Below are 15,301 nucleotides of genomic sequence, written 5' to 3'. Positions count from 1 at the left end.
CCGTTGGTGCATCATGGGGCCCATGGGGACCGAGGGGGAGAACGTCCGTGTGATCGCGGGCCGTTACCGGCTGGAGGCGAGAATCGGCCGGGGCGGCATGGGCGTGGTCTGGCGTGCCACCGACCAACTGCTCGGCCGTCAGGTCGCCGTGAAGGAACTCGTCCTCGACGACTCGCTCTCCGCCGAGGAGACGCGCCTCCAGCGGGACCGCACGTTGCGCGAGGCGCGCGCCGTGGCCCAGCTGCACCACCCGCACATCATCGTCGTGCACGACGTCGTCGTGGACGACGAACGCCCGTATATCGTCATGGAGTTGATCGACGGCGGCTCGCTCGCCGAGCGGATCTCGGCGCGCGGCCCGGTCGACGCCCGCGAGGCCGCCCGGATCGGCATCGACCTGCTCGGGGCGCTGCGCCGCGCGCACGAGGCCGGTGTCCTGCACCGTGACCTCAAGCCCGCCAACGTCCTCGTCGAGGCCGGCACCGACCGGGTCGTCCTGACCGACTTCGGAATCGCCCAGGTCGCGGGCGCCACGACGCTCACCGAGAGCGGCGCGTTCGTCGGCTCGCCCGAGTACACCGCGCCCGAGCGGATGGCCGGGGCCAGGACCGGGCCGGAGTCCGACCTGTGGTCGCTCGGCGCGCTGCTGTGCACGCTGCTGAGCGGCGCGTCCCCCTTCCGGCGCGACTCGCTGGGCGGCATCCTGCACGCGGTCGTCGTCGACGAGATCCGTCCCCCGGCCCAGGCCGCGCCCCTGCTGCCCGTCGTGCGGGGCCTGTTGGAGCGCGACCCCGAGCTGCGGATCGACGCGGCGGAGGCGGAGCGGCTGCTGCGCGCCTTCCGGGACACCGGCCGCACCCCGCGGTGGTCCGTCCCGTACACGCCCACCCGGCGGGACAACCCGCTGCACCGGCCCGCGCCCCGGCCGTCGCCTCCTTCCGGTACGACGGACGAGCGCCCGCCCAAGCAGTCCGCGCGAGGTCTGCTGGTCGCCGCCGCGCTGGTCGCGGCGATGGCCGGGGCGGGGGTCTCGGCGGCGGCCCTGCTGATGCACGACGGCGGTGACGGGAACGGCCCGCCGCCCGCGTCGAGCGCGCCCGGCAGCACGTCCCGCACCCCCGGCAACGGCCCTTCGGCGTCCGGCACCCACCCGGCGTCGCCCGCCGGTGTCACACCCACGGTCACCCGGCGCGAACCCGCGACCGCCACCAGTTCCCGCCCCGCGCCTCCCTCCGGATACCGCCTGGCCTCCGATCCGTACGGCTTCGCGCTCGCCGTGCCCGAGGACTTCACCCGGGACCCGCAGGGGGAGCGGGTCTTCTACATGTCGCCCGGGCAGGTCTTCCGCCTCGGCGTCAAGGTGTCCGAACCCGCGTCGGGCGGCCCGCTCGGTGTGATGCGCCGGGCGGCCGGCGAGGGCTCCTCCACCAACCCCGGCTACCGCGACGGCAGGGTCACCCGGACCACGCACGGCGGACACCCCGCCGCCCTCTGGGAGTTCACCTGGAACGGCTTCACCGCGGCCGAGGGCGCCCGGCACACCTACGACCTGTGCTGGGAGGAGGGCGGCCGGATGTACGACCTGTGGGTGTCGGCGCCGGTCGGGCGCCTGACGGAGGCGAAGGAGTACTTCGACGTGGCCGTGGACACCTTCGCCCGTACCTGACCGGCCGAACGGGCCGCGGCGGCGCCGCGGTTCGCCCGTAGACGCATAAACGGGAGATAAGGGATGGCGTGCGTCACGGGTCTGTGACCGGCGGCCGACAGGGCTGGATGCCGACGGCCCCGCCGCGATAGAGATGGACCCATGAGCGACAACGGGGGAGTCCCTCACGGGGGCGAAGAACCGACGAGTTTCGGTCTGCAACCACCACGGCCCGCCGTGCCGGGACGGCAGCCGGAGGCGCAGGCCGCCGTTCCGTACCCGGGCAATCCGTACGCCACGCCCACCCGGGTCGTCCCGGAGCAGACCCGGCCGGAGCAGCAGGAGCCTCCGGCGCAGCCCGTGGAGGAACCGGGAGCCGGGCGGCTCATCGCCGGCCGCTACCGGCTGCTCTCCAAGCTCGGGCACGGCGGTATGGGCACGGTGTGGCGGGCCAAGGACGAGACCGTGGACCGTGAGGTCGCCGTCAAGGAGCCGCGCGTCCCGGACCATCTTCCCGAGCGTGAACGCGCCAATGTGTACGAGCGGATGCGGCGCGAGGCGCGCGCGGCGGCGCGGCTCGACCACCCCGCCGTCGTGAACGTCCATGACGTGGCGGTCGTGGACGGCCAGCCCTGGATCGTCATGGAGCTGGTCAGCGGCCGCTCGCTCGGCGACGCCCTCCAGGAGGGCACCCTCGGTGTCCGCGAGGCCGCCCGGATCGGCCTGGAGGTGCTCGGCGCGCTGGAGGCGGCGCACGCGGCGGGCATCCTGCACCGGGACGTCAAGCCCGACAACGTGCTCCTCGGCCGGCACGACCGGGTCGTGCTCACCGACTTCGGGATCGCCCAGATCGAGGGCGAGACCAGCCTCACCGACACCGGCGGCTTCGTCGGCTCGCCCGAGTACATCGCCCCGGAGCGGGTGCTGGGGCAGCGACCGGGCCCCGCGTCCGACCTCTGGTCGCTGGGTGTGGTGCTCTACACGGCGACCGAGGGCGTCTCGCCCTTCCGCCGCAGCAACACGCCCGCCACCCTCCAGTCGGTGCTCAACTCCACGCCGACCGCGCCCGCCTCGGCCGCGGGTCCGCTCGCCGAGGTGATCAACGGCCTGCTCGGCAAGGACCCCTCGCACCGCCCCGGCGCGGACCGGGTCCGGCGCCTTTTGGAGGAGGCCGCGCGGCCTCCGGCGCCCGCGCCGACCCAGGTCGTCACCGTCGCGAGCCCGATGGGAACGGGGAACGCCGACGGCCCGGGCGTCCGGCTCGGACGCAGGACGCTGCTCGGCCTGGGCGCCGCGGTTCTCGCCGTCGCGGTGGCGGCGTACCTGGTGATCGCCGACCCGTTCGCTGGTCCGCTGCCCGACGGATGGAAGAAGCACCACGTGGCGGACGTCGCCGCGACGCTGGCGGTGCCCGCCGAGTACCAGAAGGCCACCCCGGACCGGTCCTCGGACAAGGGGCACTGGGTCACGTACACCGACTGGAGCGGCAGCATCTGGATCGGACTGACCCTCGCCAGGAAGTCCGAGGACGCGAACAAGGAGATCAAGGACTCCGCGGCGGCCGAGATGTACGCCGACAACGGCGACTTCAAGGAGAGCGGCGAGTACAGCCTGAGCATGCCCGAGGGCCCGCGGACCAGGACCGAGGGGGCCACGACCTACCAGGGCAGGAAGTCCGCCGAGAACACGCTGACGTACACGACCACCGACAGCCAGAACCCGCGCCCGCGTGAGCTGCGGCTCTTCTACTACAAGTCGGCGGCCGGCGACATGTACAAGCTCACGGTCAGCTACCCGGGCAAGGGCGACTTCACCGAGCGCGGCCGCGAGGTCGCCCGGCAGGCCATCGCGAACCTCGACGTGGACAAGCTGTGAGCGAAAAAGTGCCGCCCCGGCGATGGCCGTACTGACAACGCCCTGATCAGCGTGTTTGCTGCCAGTGATCGCTGGCGTTGTGTGAGTGGTCCGTGAAAGGACGTTACCGACGGGTACCCAAAGGGGGCGAGCGGGCATACCCTGCGGCTCATGACGGACTCGCAGGCCGCGGAGCAGGCCACGGAAAAGACCGGCACCGACGAGACGGCCGCCGCCGACGAGACGGCCGCCGCCGACGCGACGGCCGGAGCCGCCGCGCTGCCCGACACGGATCCGGCCCCCGCCGCAGAGGCGCCCGACGCGGTGCCGGCGGCGGTCGCCGAGACGCCGGATTCCGCGGCGGACCCGGTCGCCGCCGCCCCGCTCGCGGACGCGGCGGGCGTGAGCACCGCGCCCGTCGGCACCAACCCCCTCGCCACCGCCCCCTCCGGCGCGCGTACCGCGGCGGACGTCGTGACCCCCGAGCTGGTCGCACAGCTCACCAAGGGAGTCGTCGGGTCCGGGCGGACCGCCAACCACACGCCGTTCACCGGCGAGAAGCTGGCCGACCTGCCCGAGTCCACCCCCGAGGACGTCGAGAAGGCCTTCGAGCGGGCCCGCGCCGCCCAGGTCGCCTGGGGCGCCACCCCGGTCCGGCAGCGCGCCGCCGTCCTGCTGCGCTTCCACGACCTCGTGCTCGCACGCCAGGCCGAGGTGCTCGACCTCATCCAGCTGGAGACCGGCAAGGCCCGGCTGCACGCGCACGAAGAGGTCCAGGCCGTCGTGGTCGCCGCCCGGCACTACGGCCGCAAGGCGCCCTCGTATCTGCGCCCCAAGCGGCACACCGGCGCCGTCCCCACCCTCACCAAGGTCACCGAACTGCGCCACCCGCGCGGTGTCATCGGGCAGATCGCGCCCTGGAACTACCCGCTGGAGCTGTCGGTCGGCGACGCGCTGCCCGCCTTCGTCGCGGGCAACGCGGTCGTCATGAAGCCCGACACCGAGACCTGCCTGACCGCCCTGTGGGCGCGTGACCTCCTCATCGAGGCCGGGCTGCCCGCCGAGGTCTTCCAGGTCGTCCTCGGGGACGGGCCCGTCGTCGGACCCGAGGTCGTCCGGCACGCCGACTACGTCTCGTTCACCGGCTCCACGCGCACCGGCCGCGAGGTCGCCCAGGGCGCCGCCGCCCGGCTCGTCGGGGTCTCCCTCGAACTCGGCGGCAAGAACGCGATGGTGGTCCTGGAGGACGCCGACATCGACAAGGCCGCCGCGGGCGCCGTCCGCGCCTGCTTCTCCTCGGCCGGCCAACTCTGCATCTCCATCGAGCGGTTGTACGTCCACGAGTCGGTCGCCGACGCGTTCGCGGAGCGGTTCGCCGCCCGCACCCGCGCCATGCGCCTCGGCACGTCCCTCGCCTACGGGGCGGACATGGGCTCGCTGGTCGGCGAGCGTCAGCTGGAGACCGTGACGCGACACGTCGAGGAGGCCGTCGCCAAGGGCGCCACGGTCCTCGCGGGCGGTGTCGCCCGCCCCGACGTCGGCCCGTACTTCTTCGAGCCCACCATCCTCGACGGTGTGGAGGCCCCGATGGCCGTCTGCGCCGAGGAGACCTTCGGACCCGTCGTCTCGCTGTACCGCTTCTCCACCGAGGACGAGGTCGTCGAACTCGCCAACTCCACGCCGTACGGGCTGAACTCGTCCGTCTGGACGAAGGACGGCCGGCGGGGCCGCGCGGTCGCGGCCCGGCTGCGCACCGGCACGGTGAACGTCAACGAGGGGTACGCGCCCGCGTACGGCAGCGTCCAGTCGCCGATGGGCGGCATGAAGGACTCGGGCCTCGGCCGCCGGCACGGCTCCGAGGGCATCCTCAAGTACACCGAGGCGCAGACCGTCGCCCAGCAGCGCCTGCTGCCGATGGCCCCGTCCCTCGGCATGGACGACGAGAAGTACGCGGCGTTCATGAGCCGGAGCCTGAAGGTCATGAAGGCGTTCCGGCTCCGGTAGCCGCCGCCTTCCCCGGTCCCACCCGTACTCGCAGCGGAATCCCCACGCGTCCCAACCGTTCTCGACGAGGAGAGCAGCACGTGTCACAGGAGAGCTCTGTCCAGGAACAGCCGGACGCGGGAGCGGACACCGGCGAGGGAACGTACGACTACGACGTCCTCGTCGTCGGCTCCGGCTTCGGGGGCTCCGTCACCGCGCTGCGACTGACGGAGAAGGGGTACAGCGTCGGTGTCCTCGAAGCGGGCCGGCGCTTCACCCGCGAGTCGCTCCCCAAGAACTCCTGGGACATCAGGAACTACCTCTGGGCCCCCCGGCTCGGCATGTACGGCATCCAGCGCATCCATCTGCTGGGCAACGTGATGGTCCTCGCGGGCGCCGGAGTGGGCGGCGGTTCCCTCAACTACGCCAACACCCTCTACGTACCGCCGAAGCCGTTCTTCGAGGACCCGCAGTGGAAGGACATCACCGACTGGGAGGAGGAGTTGAAGCCGTACTACGACCAGGCCCGGCGCATGCTGGGTGTGCGGCTCAACCCGACGATGACCCCGTCGGACGTCCATCTCAAGGCGGCCGCCGAGCGGATGGGCGTCGGCGACAGCTTCCACCTGGCGCCGGTCGGCGTGTTCTTCGGCGACGGACAGGACGCGGACGGATCGGCGAAGGCGACGGCGGGCCAGGAGGTCGCCGACCCGTACTTCGGCGGCGCGGGCCCCGCGCGCAAGGCGTGCACCGAGTGCGGCGAGTGCATGACCGGCTGCCGCCACGGCGCGAAGAACACCCTCAACGAGAACTACCTCTACCTCGCGGAGAAGGCGGGCGCCGTCGTCCACCCCATGACGACGGTCGTGTCCGTCACGGACGACTCGCGGGGCGGGTACGCCGTGCAGACGCTCCCGACGGACGAGCGGCGCAAGGGGGAAGGGCGCACCCTCACCGCGCGCCGGGTCGTCCTCGCGGCCGGCACGTACGGAACCCAGACCCTGCTGCACCGGATGAAGGCGAGCGGCCGGCTCCCGTACCTGTCGAAGCGGCTGGGCGAGCTGACCCGCACCAACTCCGAGGCGCTGGTGGGCGCGCAGACCGACGACCGCCGGTACCGCAAGCTGCACGGAACGCCCAAGGCCGACTTCACCCAGGGTGTCGCGATCACGTCCTCGATCCACCCGGACGAGAACACGCACATCGAACCCGTCCGCTACGGCAGGGGATCCAACGCGATGGGCGGCCTGTCCATCCTCCAGGTCCCCTACGCGGAGGGCTCGTCGAGGGTGGCGGGCTGGTTCGCCAACGCGGCCCGGCACCCGCTCCTCGTGCTCCGGTCGCTGTCGAACCGGCGCTGGTCCGAGCGCACCATCATCGGGCTCGTCATGCAGTCGATCGACAACTCCCTGACGACCTACCTGAAGCCGAAGGGCGCGGGCAAGGGCCTGTTGACGGCACGTCAGGGGCACGGCGCCCCCAACCCCAAGCAGATCAAGGCGGCTTCGCAGGCGGCCACCACCCTCGCCGAGGAGATCAACGGCTTCGCGGGCAGCAACGTCGGCGAGCTGATGGGCACGCCGCTGACCGCGCACTTCCTCGGAGGCTGCCCGATCGGCGCGGGGGCCGAGGACGGCGTCATCGACCCCTACCACCGGCTGTACGGCCACCCGGGGATCTCCGTGGTCGACGGTTCGGCCGTCTCCGCGAACCTCGGCGTCAACCCGTCCCTGACCATCACGGCACAGGCCGAGCGCGCGATGTCGTTCTGGCCCAACAAGGGCGAAGCCGACGCGCGTCCGGCGCCGGGTGCCGCGTACGAGCGCCTCAAGGCGGTCGAGCCGCTCCGGCCGGCGGTCCCGGCGGACGCGTTCGGCGCGCTGCGGCTCCCCTTCCTGGGCATGCCGACGGTGCCGCCGAAGGCGTAGCCCGGACGCGGCGGAACCGAGAAGAAGGACCACACGAGAAGGACCTGCGCCCCCCTCCGAGCGCAGGTCCTTCTTCGTGTACGGGGCCGGGGCCCGCGTGCGTGCTGTCCGCTCGTGCTACGCGGTCGCGTCACCGGACTTGCGGCGGCGGACGACGACCAGCGCACCGGCACCGGCGACGACGGCGATACCGCCGGCGAGCGCGATGGTCGGCAGGGCGGAGGACGAACCCGTCTCGGCGAGCGAGCCGGTCGCGTCCACCGTCTTGACGTCCTTGATCTCCTTCGAGCCACCGGTCTGCGGCTTGGAGTCCGGCGGGTCGCCCGCGTCGGAACCGGCGGCCAGGATCGCGAACTCGTAGATCCAGCCGTTCGGGTCGTCGGCGATCCAGCAGCCCGCGTCGTCCGCGTACTGCGCGAAGCCCGCGGTGATGCCGATGGCGTCCGGCACCTTGCCGCTGACGCTCAGCCGGAGCTGGTACGAGGTGGAGGCGCCCGCGTTCAGCGAGAACGGGGAGAACGTGCCGCCCTCGCCCGCCGCGCCGGCGACCTCCTTCCAGGAGCCGGAGGCCTTGTCGAGGACCTGGACGGTGATCTTGCCCGAGTAGTCCTTGCCGTTCCAGCCCGCGGCCGCGACGCCGATCAGCGGCGTGATGTCCGCGATGGCGCGGTCCCCGTGGTTGGAGACGTTGTACGCGAAGCCGGTCCAGCCGCTGCCCGCGACGATCCGCTGGGGCAGGCCCGTGAGGCTGCTGGTGAGGTCGGCGCTCAGCTCGCTGACGTCCTCACCGTTCTCGTCGACGCAGATGTCGGCCGGAGTGCTTTCGCTCGGACTCGGCGAGGCGGAGGAGGAGGGCGAGGCCGACACGGACGCGGACGCCGGAGCCGACGCGGACGCCGGTGCCGACGCGGAGGAGCCGGAGCCGCCCGGCGTGGTGGCCGTCGCCGAGGCGGACGCGGCGTCCGTGGGCTCGGGAGTCGTCTCGGCCGGGCTCGCGGAGGCCGATTCCGAAGGGGACGCGGACGCGCTCGGGCTCGGGGTGGCGTTCTCCTCCGCGAAGGCGGCCGGGGCGACCGACAGCAGCGCGAGCGGGGCTATGACAGCCGTCGCGGCCGCGGTGGCCAGGGCACGGCGAATCTTCATGAAGACCTCGGGAGTCCGGTGCGCGTCGACGCGAGGCGCACGGGTGGGTGGTGCGGACGAGGCCTCCGCTGTGGGGCGCGGGTGTGGCCGTTGGTTCTGCAGGTGTGACCGGCGAAGGCCGGAAAGGGTTGTCCGGAACTTCACAGAATTCTTATGTGGGCTGAGTCACAACCCTGTGCGCCTTGTGTACAGGCATTCGAGCCGCTTAGAACTGACCCTCGTGTCTGACAAGCAGCCCGGGGAAACCGGGCCACCAGCGGTTCCTGACGATGTGTGGGAGCGTTTCGCGCTCGACAACGAGCGCGACATCCGGAGCTCCGCGCCGAAGGAACCGTCCGCGCGGGCCCGCCTGGTGACCGAGCGGCTGCGTCAGGAGGACGCCCGGGAATCCGAGCGCACCTCCCGCCGGATCTTCCGCAGGAGCCCGCCGCGACCCGCGCAGCCCGAGGGCTGGCGGACCGGTCCCGCGTGGCGGGAGATGGACGGACGCGCCGCCCGGCGCCGCCGGCTGTGGGCCGTTCTCGGCATCCCGCTCGCCGTCGCCGTCGTGGTCGTCGCGATGAAGCCGTCCCTGCTGCCGGGCGACCCCTTCGGCAGTGCGCCCGACGCTCCCGCGGAAGCGCTCCCGCTGCCCGTCGAGACCGCGGCACCGACCGCGCCGCCCTCCTCCGACGACTCCGGAACGCCCACCCTGGACCGGCCGTTCGCCGGGTCGCCCGCCGAGCGCTGGGCCGACGGCGCGGCCGGCATCGTCCTGCCGAAGGCCACCCCCGTCGGCTCGCTCACCAAGGAGCAGGTCGACACCGCGCTGGACAACACGAGGACGCTGCTCGTCGGGGCGAACCTCGACCCGGCGGCACTGCGCGGGGAGCGCCCCGCCGCGGCGATCTCCGTCCTCGACCCCCGGCTGCCCGGCATGGTCCACGACGTGAACCAGTGGCTGCGCGCACCGGACCGCAAGCACGATCCGCTGGCGCTCTTCAGCCGCTTCGACCCCGCCGAGGTCCGCCTGGTCGGAAAGGTGGTCAAGACGCGCGGCCGGATCACGTTCAAGGAAGGCGAGAACGCGTCCGTCGCCATCCACGCCGACTACACCTTCGTCTATCCGGTGACCCCGGCCGACGGGAACTCCACCGAGGTCACCCGCACCATCGTGCGCCGCGTCCTCGACATCGGGTTCTCCGATCCGCGGAAGTTCCAGGTCACCCCCGGCAAGGTGCAGATCCGGCGGTACAGCGAGGACATCGGCAACTCGGCCTGCGACGTCTACGACGGCTTCCTGCACCCGTACTTCGACTCGACCGGCCCCTCCGGCGCGCCGCCGACCGGCCCGACCGTCGACCCCTACGACCGCAGCCGCGGCGTCAGCAGCTCCGCCGAGGGCACCTGCGGCACGCTGTCCCGCACCTGAGACCGTCCACGCCCGCACGCCCCCTCGCCGGGTCCGCGCCCGGGCACGGCGAAAGACCCCGCGGAACGGTGTCCGCGGGGCCTTTCTTCCGTCAGCACCGACGTCAGGGCAGCGCCGGTGCCTGGAGGCGGCGCCGGGGGGGGTGCGCCGCTGGTCATGGGTGCCCGCGGCAAGGGGGCCGCGGCACGGATTCAGTTGTGCGCTGTTCTCGCTCGTGCGATGTCGCTACGGCCTCCGCAACCGTCCGGCATCCCTGAACAGATTCCGCCGGACGGCCCCGGGCGTCCCCGGAGCCGACCGTTCATGAGTGACCGGGCTGCTGTCCCCTGCCGTCCGGTCACACCACCTGGAGCGAGGTCCCACGACGCACGGCACGATCCGTACGTCTCATCGCTCCAGCGGAGCCACGCGTGGTTCTTTCGGGCCCGCCCCTGGCTGGCACGGACACCAGGAGAAACGAAGCCCGCCGCGCCCCGGTCACGCGCCGTACGGGTGAGAGGGAATGCGTACGTGCGTGCGCCGGGTAAGGGGCCGGCCGCCCTGGACACCGTCGGCCCGACGCCCTGCCGCCGCAGGGGTCAGACCCGGCCGCGGCACAATTCGAGGAGGGTCATGGCCAGCGGGGTGCCCGGCTTGCCGAGCGCCTCCCTGTAGTGGCCGAGGATCTCCATCTCGCGCGAGAGGTTCACCCGGCGGCCGCCCGAGGTGATCCGGGCCTCCTGGATCACCGCCGAGACGGCCATCCGTTCCTGGACGAGACCGATGATCCGGTCGTCGAGGGCGTCGATGCGCTCACGGGCACCGGTGATCACGTCCGCGGCCTCGTCGGTGCGGGCGCCGGTCTTGTCGAGTACGTCGGTCATGGCGGGGCTCCTCGGTGGAAGGGGTGCCCCGTGGCCGTCGGGCCCGGAAACGGCAGACGCCCCGGGCCTTGTCGGCCCGGGGCGCCTGGGAAGTCGCTTGTCAGTTGCTCAAGCAGCACGACCATGGCAGCCGGTGGGCCGGTTGCCATAGGTAAACAGGAACGTCGTGTGCGTGAGCATGACGGCAGTATGCACGCGTGCGGGAGCCGCGGCCAAGCCGGTTCGGATCGTGAGACCGGGGCCGGGAGGACGGGCGGCGCCACCCCCACGCCGCCCCCGGTAGAATCGCCCCTACACACCCTTTGCTCACCGCCGGAAGGCAGACCGTGCCAGAAGCGTCCCACGCCGCCCCCGACACCGTCCTGGTCGTCGACTTCGGTGCGCAGTACGCCCAGCTCATCGCCCGTCGCGTCCGTGAGGCCCGGGTCTACAGCGAGATCGTGCCGAGCACCATGCCGGTCCAGGAGATGCTCGCCAAGAACCCGGCCGCGATCATCCTCTCCGGCGGCCCCTCGTCGGTGTACGCGGAGGGCGCCCCGCGCCTGGACCGCGCGCTCTTCGAGGCGGGCGTCCCCGTCTTCGGCATGTGCTACGGCTTCCAGCTGATGGCGACGACCCTCGGCGGCACGGTCGACAACACCGGCGCCCGCGAGTACGGCCGGACCGGGCTGCATGTCTCGAAGTCCGGCTCCACCCTCTTCGAGGGCACCCCGGACGAGCAGCCGGTGTGGATGTCGCACGGCGACGCCTGCTCCGCCGCCCCGGAGGGCTTCACCGTCACGGCCTCCACGGACGTCGTCCCGGTCGCCGCCTTCGAGAACGACGAGAAGAAGCTCTACGGCGTCCAGTACCACCCCGAGGTCATGCACTCCACGCACGGCCAGCAGGTCCTGGAGCACTTCCTGTACCGCGGCGCGGGTCTCACCCCGTCCTGGACGACCGGCAACGTCATCGAGGAGCAGGTCGCCCTCATCCGCGAGCAGGTCGGCACCAAGCGCGCCATCTGCGGTCTGTCCGGCGGTGTGGACTCCGCGGTCGCCGCGGCCCTCGTCCAGAAGGCCATCGGCTCCCAGCTCACCTGTGTGTACGTCGACCACGGTCTGATGCGCCAGGGCGAGACCGAGCAGGTCGAGAAGGACTTCGTCGGCGCGACCGGCGTCCAGCTCAAGGTCGTGGACGCGGAGGAGCGCTTCCTCACCGCGCTCAAGGGCGTCTCGGACCCCGAGGAGAAGCGGAAGATCATCGGGCGCGAGTTCATCCGCGTCTTCGAGCAGGCCCAGGCGGAGATCATCGCCGAGGCCGCCGAGGGCGAGGACGTCGCGTTCCTCGTGCAGGGCACGCTGTACCCGGACGTGGTCGAGTCCGGCGGCGGCACCGGCACGGCCAACATCAAGTCCCACCACAACGTGGGCGGCCTCCCCGAGGACCTGGAGTTCCAGCTCGTCGAGCCGCTGCGCCAGCTGTTCAAGGACGAGGTCCGGATGGTCGGCCAGGAGCTCGGCCTGCCGGACGAGATCGTCCAGCGCCAGCCGTTCCCCGGTCCCGGCCTCGGCATCCGCATCGTCGGCGAGGTCACCAAGGAGCGGCTGGACCTGCTCCGCGCCGCCGACGCGATCGCCCGCGAGGAACTGACCGCCGCCGGTCTCGACCGGGACATCTGGCAGTGCCCGGTCGTCCTGCTCGCGGACGTGCGCAGCGTGGGTGTCCAGGGCGACGGCCGGACGTACGGCCACCCGATCGTGCTCCGTCCGGTGTCCAGCGAGGACGCCATGACGGCCGACTGGTCCCGGCTGCCGTACGACGTCCTGGCGAAGATCTCGACGCGCATCACGAACGAGGTCGCGGACGTCAACCGCGTCGTGCTCGACGTGACGAGCAAGCCCCCGGGCACGATCGAGTGGGAGTAGTCCTCCCGCGCGGGGCGTAGAAGCACCTAGGTCCGCCTGAGCGTGCGCACCGGCGCGCCGGGGTTCCAGACCTGGACGACCAGATACGTGTCGTCCTCGACGTGGGTCCGCGTGACCTCCGTCAGCTCGGTGCGGAAGAGGTGGAACGGCTGCGGCGGTTCCACCTCTTTCACGTACGCGGCCTTCGCGGGGTCGTCGTCGCCGACCTCGACGGCCCGGCCGCTCACGCGGACGTCGCCGCCGCCCATGCCCGTACCGGCCCCCGGGTTCGCCTGGAGCGCGAAGCGCGGGTCGCGGCGCAGGTCGAGGGCCTTCAGCGAGTCCGGCATCATGCCGAGCCACAGCTCGCCGCCGACGAAGCGCACCTCGATGCCGGAGGTACGGGGTGAGCCGTCCCGGCGCAGGGTCGCGAGGGTGTGGTGGGTGAAGGCGCCGAAACGGTCCTCGACCGTGGCGGCGAGTCCGGGTTCGGCTGCGGAGAGGGCTGCCCAGTTCATGGTCCGAGTCTGACGCCCATACCCGACATCTTCTGTCGTGTTTCCGACGCGTCCTGTTCCCGTCCCGTCTTTTCTCCCCCAGAACACCATGTCTCCCCATGACACCCCTGTTCTCCTGGGCTGACCCCGGGTAACTTCCGCTCCGTACCGAACACGCCAGTGCTGGAGGACCTATGCACGGGCCCACCCCGCCCCTGCCCCGCCCCACCGACCAGCTGCGGTTCGCCATGCCGCCGATGCACGAGTCACTCGACGACGAACGGCAGCACCGCAAGGAGCGGCTGGCCGGCGCGCTGCGCCTGTTCGGGCGGCTCGGGTTCGAGGACGGTGTCTCCGGGCACATCACCGCCCGCGACCCGGAGTACAGCGACTGCTTCTGGGTCAATCCCTTCGGCATGCCCTTCAAGCACGTCACCGTGGGCGACCTGGTCATGGCCAACCAGGACGGCCAGGTCGTCCAGGGCCGCTATCACGTCAACCAGGCCGCGTTCACCGTGCACTCCCAGGTCCACGCGGCCCGCCCCGACGTCGTCGCCGTCGCCCACTGCCACTCCGTGCACGGCCGCGCCCTCGCCGCCCTCGGCGACCTGCTCGACCCGATCACCCAGGAGAGCTGCGCCTTCTACGAGGACCACGCCCTCTACGACGCGTACACCGGCGTCGCCGTCGACGCCGAGGAGGGCCGCAGGATCGCCAACGCCCTGGGCAGCCGCAAGGCGCTGGTGCTGCGCAACCACGGGCTGCTGACCGTCGGGGACTCGGTGGACGCGGCGGCCTGGTGGTTCCTGTCCATGGAGCGCTCCAGCCAGGTCCAGCTCACCGCGAGGGCCGCCGGCCGGCCCCTCGTCATCGACCACAAACAGGCCGTCGCCACCCGCGAACAACTCGGCGGAGACCTGGTCGCCTGGATCAACTACCAGCCCCTGTGGCAGGACATCAGCCGCAGCGAACCGGACCTGCTGAGCTAGACCCGCCGTCCGGATCACCCGGTTGGTGCGGCGGGATGCGGCTAGAAGCCACGCAGGACCGCCGCCTTCGTCAGGGCGAACTCCTCGTCCGTCAGCACGCCGTCCCGGTGCAGGTCGCCCAACTCCCGCAGCCGGCGCAGCAGTACGTCGTGGTGGTCGGCGCGCGGCGGCACGACCTGCGTCGTCCGGGGACCCTCGGACACCTCCCCGGTGCGCGTCGAGGGATGCGGCAGCCGTGCCGTGACCGCCGTGGCGACCAGAGCCGTGAGCAGGTCACGGCGGGTGCTGCCCCACAGGTGGAGGGCGTACGGGTCCTTTTCCGGCGGCAGCTTCGAGAACACCGCGTCCCGCGTCACGAAGCGCAGGAATCCGTCCTCGAAGCCGGAGTTGGGCAGCCACTCGACCTGCATCAGGTCGGCCGTCGCGATGATCCGCGGCCCGGTCGCCCGCTTGACCCGGTCCGAGGTCTCCGTCCAGTCGATCCGCACCTGCGCGCCGTCGAAGGACACCGTCCCGTCGCTCGACCGGACCGACACCGGGACGGGCGGGCCCGTGAGCAGATACGCCGTCGCCGGTTCCTTCGGGATCTGCTCCAGCAGCAGCGCGCGGCGGATCTCCTCGGCGACGTACGCGGCGACCCCGGAACGGTCCACGTCGACCGCCAGCCGGTAGGGGTCCGCCGCGTCCGGGAGCCGGCCCCCGGTCGCCTGGAGCAGTGGATCGGCGCCCTCACGCAGCCGCAGTCTCAGCCGGCCGCGCTTGCGCTCGGGTTCGTGGGCGACGCCCGCGACCGCCTCCAGAGGGACGGAGACCTCGCCGTACGTCTGCCGGAACAGCGGGACGCTGCGGTGCAGTCCCGGCGTGATCCGGACCGTGCTGCCGTCGAAGGCCCAGGTCCCGTCACGCTGGATGATCTCGGCCATGGGGAAATTCTCGCAGCCGGGTCAACACGCAGTCCCGCACTTCACCCGCGCCGACCCGACCTGACGAGTGCGCCCAGCGCTCCGTACGGCACAATTCGCTGTCGATAAGGGGCAGTTGTGGGTCGGCTGTACGAGAGTTCCGGCGCGGGAAGGCGGCAGTGGACGTGGCGGTGCAGGAG

The 15,301-nt window shown here is 72.1% G+C and carries 11 protein-coding genes; 7 read left to right on the top strand and 4 right to left on the bottom strand.

Annotation, left to right across the window (positions count from 1 at the left end; all coding sequences use genetic code 11):
• Nucleotides 1-22 precede the first annotated feature (22 nt).
• The 4 genes from ABZT74_RS18930 to ABZT74_RS18915 all read left to right on the top strand — a co-directional run bounded on the left by ABZT74_RS18930 (nucleotide 23) and on the right by ABZT74_RS18915 (nucleotide 7,410).
• Nucleotides 23-1,666 carry a serine/threonine-protein kinase gene (locus ABZT74_RS18930; RefSeq protein ID WP_356436289.1) on the top strand — a complete coding sequence of 548 codons (1,644 nt, stop codon included), beginning with the start codon at nucleotides 23-25 and terminating at the stop codon, nucleotides 1,664-1,666.
• Between the two features lie 141 nt (nucleotides 1,667-1,807).
• Nucleotides 1,808-3,520, top strand: a complete 1,713-nt coding sequence (locus ABZT74_RS18925; protein ID WP_356436286.1) for a protein kinase — start codon at nucleotides 1,808-1,810, stop codon at nucleotides 3,518-3,520.
• Nucleotides 3,521-3,670: 150 nt separating this feature from the next.
• The gene (locus ABZT74_RS18920; RefSeq protein ID WP_356436283.1) at nucleotides 3,671-5,503 is read left to right on the top strand and encodes a succinic semialdehyde dehydrogenase; all 1,833 of its coding nucleotides are present in this window, start codon (nucleotides 3,671-3,673) and stop codon (nucleotides 5,501-5,503) included.
• A gap of 80 nt (nucleotides 5,504-5,583) precedes the next feature.
• Nucleotides 5,584-7,410 carry a GMC family oxidoreductase gene (locus ABZT74_RS18915; protein WP_356436280.1) on the top strand — a complete coding sequence of 609 codons (1,827 nt, stop codon included), beginning with the start codon at nucleotides 5,584-5,586 and terminating at the stop codon, nucleotides 7,408-7,410.
• Nucleotides 7,411-7,527: 117 nt separating this feature from the next.
• On the opposite strand, the gene ABZT74_RS18910 is transcribed toward ABZT74_RS18915, so the two are convergent.
• Complete coding sequence (locus ABZT74_RS18910; RefSeq protein ID WP_356436277.1) at nucleotides 7,528-8,553, bottom strand: LAETG motif-containing sortase-dependent surface protein; 1,026 nt, start codon at nucleotides 8,551-8,553, stop codon at nucleotides 7,528-7,530.
• Nucleotides 8,554-8,773: 220 nt separating this feature from the next.
• Here ABZT74_RS18910 and ABZT74_RS18905 point away from each other — a divergent pair, with 220 nt between their 5' ends.
• The gene (locus ABZT74_RS18905) at nucleotides 8,774-9,964 is read left to right on the top strand and encodes a hypothetical protein (protein ID WP_356436274.1); all 1,191 of its coding nucleotides are present in this window, start codon (nucleotides 8,774-8,776) and stop codon (nucleotides 9,962-9,964) included.
• Nucleotides 9,965-10,542: 578 nt separating this feature from the next.
• Here the strand turns inward: ABZT74_RS18905 and ABZT74_RS18900 are convergent.
• Nucleotides 10,543-10,827: a chorismate mutase gene (locus ABZT74_RS18900; protein ID WP_355876949.1), complete on the bottom strand. Its 285-nt coding sequence runs from the start codon at nucleotides 10,825-10,827 to the stop codon at nucleotides 10,543-10,545.
• A 326-nt stretch (nucleotides 10,828-11,153) separates the two neighbouring features.
• On the opposite strand from ABZT74_RS18900, the gene guaA reads away from it, so the two are divergent.
• Nucleotides 11,154-12,734, top strand: coding sequence for a glutamine-hydrolyzing GMP synthase (gene guaA, locus ABZT74_RS18895; RefSeq protein WP_355876946.1), 1,581 nt, complete (start codon nucleotides 11,154-11,156; stop codon nucleotides 12,732-12,734).
• Nucleotides 12,735-12,760: 26 nt separating this feature from the next.
• Here the strand turns inward: guaA and ABZT74_RS18890 are convergent, their stop codons facing one another.
• A complete protein-coding gene (locus ABZT74_RS18890; RefSeq protein WP_356171146.1) occupies nucleotides 12,761-13,231 on the bottom strand; it encodes a pyridoxamine 5'-phosphate oxidase family protein in 471 nt (156 codons plus the stop codon).
• 173 nt (nucleotides 13,232-13,404) lie between these two features.
• On the opposite strand from ABZT74_RS18890, the gene ABZT74_RS18885 reads away from it, so the two are divergent.
• On the top strand, nucleotides 13,405-14,199 hold the full coding sequence (locus tag ABZT74_RS18885) for a class II aldolase/adducin family protein (RefSeq protein WP_355876943.1): 795 nt from the start codon (nucleotides 13,405-13,407) through the stop codon (nucleotides 14,197-14,199).
• Nucleotides 14,200-14,240: 41 nt separating this feature from the next.
• Here the strand turns inward: ABZT74_RS18885 and ABZT74_RS18880 are convergent, their stop codons facing one another.
• Entirely contained in the window at nucleotides 14,241-15,122 is an 882-nt protein-coding gene (locus ABZT74_RS18880; RefSeq protein WP_356171143.1) for a DUF4429 domain-containing protein, read from the bottom strand.
• Nucleotides 15,123-15,301: the final 179 nt, after the last annotated feature.

Origin of the sequence: Streptomyces sp. NPDC005302 (genome assembly GCF_040607345.1) — a bacterium.
In the GTDB taxonomy this organism is placed as follows: Bacteria; Actinomycetota; Actinomycetes; order Streptomycetales; family Streptomycetaceae; genus Streptomyces.
The sequence above is the reverse complement of the archived record's forward strand: the minus strand, read 5'-3'. Positions and strand labels throughout refer to the sequence as shown.